Source organism: Falsiroseomonas oryziterrae (genome assembly GCF_021864505.1).
Taxonomy (GTDB): domain Bacteria; phylum Pseudomonadota; class Alphaproteobacteria; order Acetobacterales; family Acetobacteraceae; genus Falsiroseomonas; species Falsiroseomonas oryziterrae.
The window spans coordinates 1-3,885 of sequence record NZ_JAKJIB010000363.1 but is presented as its reverse complement, the minus strand read 5'-3'; the positions used below and the strand labels follow the sequence as shown (position 1 = coordinate 3,885).

3 protein-coding genes are annotated in these 3,885 nt (G+C 72.0%); all 3 read left to right on the top strand.

All coding sequences use genetic code 11. The annotated features are described in order from the left end of the window. Positions 1-143 precede the first annotated feature (143 nt). The 3 genes from L2I40_RS20170 to gpmI are packed head-to-tail and all read left to right on the top strand — an operon-like array spanning position 144 to position 3,835. On the top strand, positions 144-1,007 hold the full coding sequence (locus L2I40_RS20170) for an ion transporter (protein WP_237216971.1): 864 nt from the start codon (positions 144-146) through the stop codon (positions 1,005-1,007). Positions 1,008-1,039: 32 nt separating this feature from the next. Next, complete coding sequence (locus L2I40_RS20165; protein WP_237216970.1) at positions 1,040-2,275, top strand: glycosyltransferase 87 family protein; 1,236 nt, start codon at positions 1,040-1,042, stop codon at positions 2,273-2,275. A 12-nt stretch (positions 2,276-2,287) separates the two neighbouring features. Further along, positions 2,288-3,835 carry a 2,3-bisphosphoglycerate-independent phosphoglycerate mutase gene (gpmI, locus tag L2I40_RS20160; RefSeq protein WP_237216969.1) on the top strand — a complete coding sequence of 516 codons (1,548 nt, stop codon included), beginning with the start codon at positions 2,288-2,290 and terminating at the stop codon, positions 3,833-3,835. Positions 3,836-3,885: the final 50 nt, after the last annotated feature.

The window sequence follows — 3,885 nt, the reverse complement described above, 5'->3', positions numbered from 1 at the left end:
GGCGCGCCGGCCGCGTTGCGGCCGCATCCTTGGTGGTGGCGCCCCGTCCTCTGCGGGCACGCTGGCCCGTCGGGGGCGCGCCGCTTGAACTCCCGCGCGCCCCGCGCCAAACCCTGCCGCGCCGAGGCCGGGAAGCGGGGGTCATGCAGGAAGTCCTGACGCGCGACGACATGGACGACACGCCGCGCGCCCGCATCGCGCGGCTTGTGCTGTCCGCGCCCTTCCAGCGCGTCGTCATCGGCCTGATCCTGTTCAACGCCGTCACGCTGGGGCTCGAGACGTCGGGCTCGATCATGGAGTCCTGGGGCGGGCTGCTGCACACGCTCGACCGCATCGTCCTCGTCGCCTTCACCATCGAGCTGGCCCTCAGGATCTACGCCTTCCGTGGGCGCTTCTTCCGCGATCCCTGGGGGCTCTTCGATTTCCTGATCGTCGCGATCTCCTGGGCGCCGGACAGCGGGCCGCTGGCCGTGCTGCGCGCGCTGCGCGTGCTTCGCGTGCTGCGGCTGATCAGCGTCGTGCCGTCCTTGCGCAACGTGGTGGAGGCGATGCTCGCGGCACTGCCCGGCATGGGCTCGATCGTGCTGCTGATGGCCCTTGTCTTCTACGTGGCGGCCGTGATGGCGGTGAAGCTGTTCGGCAGCGCGATGGAGGAATTCGCGACCCTCGGCGCCGCCTTCTTCACGCTGTTCCAGCTGATGGCGATGGACGATTTCGGCAACCTCGTCCGCCAGGCGATGGAGCACCAGCCGCTCGCCTGGCTGTTCTTCATCCCTTTCTCCGTCGTCGCCACCTTCGTCGTCCTTAACCTCTTCATCGGCGTGATCGTGGAGAGCATCCAGACGCTGCGCGAGCAGCGCGGCGGCGCATCCGCCGCGACCCTGCAGGCGGCGGCGGATGCCGCACGCTCCGAGGCGCATCTCGACTCCCAGGTTCTGCTCGCCGAGATCCGCGCCCTGCGCGCGGAGGTGCAGGCGCTGCGCGCCGAGCGGACCGGTGGCGCATGACGGCCGAGCCGTCGGTGCGGACGGAGCGGAGGGTGACCGGCCTTTGGGGTCGTTCGTGGCCCTGGCTGCTGCGTACCGTCGCGGTGCTCTGGATCGCGCTCGCGGCTGCGCTGTTGCTCGATCATTTCCGGACGCACACCGCCGTCGGGCTGACGGCGGGCGACGGCAAGGCCGCGTTCGGCGGCGACAGCATCAACTTCTGGTCCGGTGCACGGCTCGCGCTCGAAGGCCGGCTCGACGTCATCTACGACTTCGACCGCTACCACGCCTTCCAAATCGCGGTCCTCAACGGACCGATCCACCTCTACCACTACAGCTACCCGCCGGTGGCGCTGCTGCTGACCTGGCCGCTCGGCCTGCTGCCCTACCTGGCCGCCTGGGCGGTCTGGATCTTCGGCGGGATCGCGCTGTTCCTGTTCGTCCTGCATCGCGCCTGGCCGCCCGGTCCATTCCGGACGTTGGACGCACTGTTGCTCGGGCTGGCAGCGCCCGCCGTCACGATGAACATCTGGACGGGCCAGACCGGCACCTGGATCGCGGCGCTGATCGGCGGCGCGCTGCTGCTGCTGCCGCGCCGGCCTGTCCTGGCCGGCGCGCTGCTCGGCCTGCTGGTGGTCAAGCCGCAACTCGCCGTGCTCCTTCCGGTCGCGCTGCTCGCCGGGCGGCGCTGGGCCGCGCTGTTCGCCTGTGCCGGCACCGCCGCCGCGCTGTTGCTCGCCTCGGCGCTGCTGTTCGGGGTGGAGTCCTGGCAGGCCTATCTGCAGCGCGCCGACCACCTGCGCGGCTGGATCCTCGAGGACGGCACCGGCGTCCAACAGCTCTTCACCTCGGTCTTCGCCACGGTGCGCCACCTGCCGACCGAGGTCGGCACGGCCTATGCCGCGCAGGGTGTCACCGCGCTCGCCGCCGCGGCGCTGGTCTGGATCGCCTGGCGCCGCCCGGCGCCGCAGCCGGCACGCGACGCGATGCTGGTGCTCGGCACCCTGCTCGCGACGCCCTATGTCCAGGTCTACGACCTGGTGCTGGCCGGCTTCGTGCCGCTCTGGTTGCTGGCGTCTTTGCCGGAGGGGGACCCGCGACGCCCCTTCGTCTGGGCCGCCAGCGCGCCGCTGATCCTCTGCGCCCTCGTCGCGCCCTTCATCTCGGTCTGGACCGGCTTCGGCCCCGCCCCCCTCCTGATCCTCCCGGCCGTCGCGGTGGCGTATCTGTGCCTGGAGGGCGCGTTGGAGCCTGGCGCTGCGCGGGCTACATCCGGGGCGCTCCGCTAGAGGATCCCGCCCATGCACGCCCCCCGCCCCGTCATGCTGGTCATCCTCGACGGCTGGGGCTGGCGCGAGGAGGCGGCGGACAATGCCGTGAAGCAGGCGCGCACGCCGGCCTTCGACGCGCTCTGGGCCAAGGGGCCGCGCGCCTTCCTGCGCACCTCCGGCCGCGATGTCGGCCTGCCCGACGGCCAGATGGGCAATTCCGAGGTGGGCCATCTCAACATCGGCGCGGGGCGCGTGGTGATGCAGGACCTCGTGCGCATCGACGCCGCAGTCGAAGACGGCTCCATCGGCGCACTGCCCGCCTTCGCGACCGTCGTCGAGCGCACCAGGGCCGCGGGCGGGCGGCTGCATCTGTGCGGCCTGCTGTCGCCCGGCGGCGTGCACAGCCACCAGGACCATGCCGTCGCGCTCGCCCGCGCCGCCACCGCCGCCGGGCTCGAGGTGCTGGTGCATGCCTGGACCGACGGCCGCGACACCGCGCCGCAGGCCGCGCCCGAGTTCCTCGCCGCCTTCGAAGCCGCCCTGCCGCGCGGCGCGCGCATCGCCACCATCTGCGGCCGCTACTTCGCCATGGACCGCGACAAGCGGTGGGAGCGCGTGCAACTCGCCTACGACGTGATGGTCAACCCGAAAGGCGCCCGCTTCGGCACCGCGCAGGAAGCGGTCCGCACCGCGCATGATTCGGGAAAATTCGACGAGTTCGTGCCCGCCGCCGCGATCGGCGACTACGCCGGCATGCAGCACGGCGACGGGCTGCTCTGCTTCAACTTCCGCGCCGACCGCGTGCGCCAGATCCTGGCGGCACTGCTCGACCCGTCCTTCGACGGCTTCGCCGCGGATCCCACCATCCGCTTCGCCGCCGCCGCCGGCATGACGGAGTATAGCGCGGCGCTGAACCCCTTCCTGCTCACGCTCTTCCCGCCGCAATCCATGGCGGACATCCTGGGCGAGACGGTGAGCAAGGCGGGCCGCAAGCAGCTGCGCATGGCGGAGACCGAGAAGTATCCGCACGTCACCTACTTCCTGAACGGCGGCGAGGAGACGCCCTTCGCGGGCGAAGAGCGCATCATGGTCCCCTCGCCCAAGGTCGCGACCTATGACCTGCAGCCGGAGATGTCGGCGCCGGACCTGACCGAGAAGGCCGTGCAGGCGATCCGCTCGGGGCGCTACGATCTCATCGTGCTGAACTTCGCCAACCCCGACATGGTCGGCCACACCGGAAGCCTGCAGGCCGCGATCAAGGCGTGTGAGGCGGTGGATGCCGGCCTCGGCCGCATCGCGGAGGCGATCACGGCAGCCGGCGGCGCACTGCTCGTCACCGCCGACCACGGCAATGCGGAGCTGATGCGCGACCCGGCCACCGGCGGCCCGCACACCGCGCACACCACCAACCCGGTGCCCGTGCTGCTGCACAACGCCCCGGCCGGCGCGACGCTGGCCGAGGGCCGGCTCGCCGACATCGCGCCGACACTGCTGGCGCTGCTCGGCCTGCCGCAGCCGGCGGCGATGACGGGCCAGTCGCTGCTGCGGGCGGGCGAGGGTGCGGCGGCTGCGGAGTAGGGTGGGCGGGGGCGCTGCCCCCGACCCCCCGCCGGGGAGCCAAGGGGCTC

Excerpts from the sequence above, each read along its gene's own strand:
- L2I40_RS20170 (WP_237216971.1), top strand. The coding sequence starts at position 144 with ATGCAGGAAGTCCTGACGCGCGACGACATGGACGACACGCCGCGCGCC.
- gpmI (WP_237216969.1), top strand. The coding sequence starts at position 2,288 with ATGCACGCCCCCCGCCCCGTCATGCTGGTCATCCTCGACGGCTGGGGC.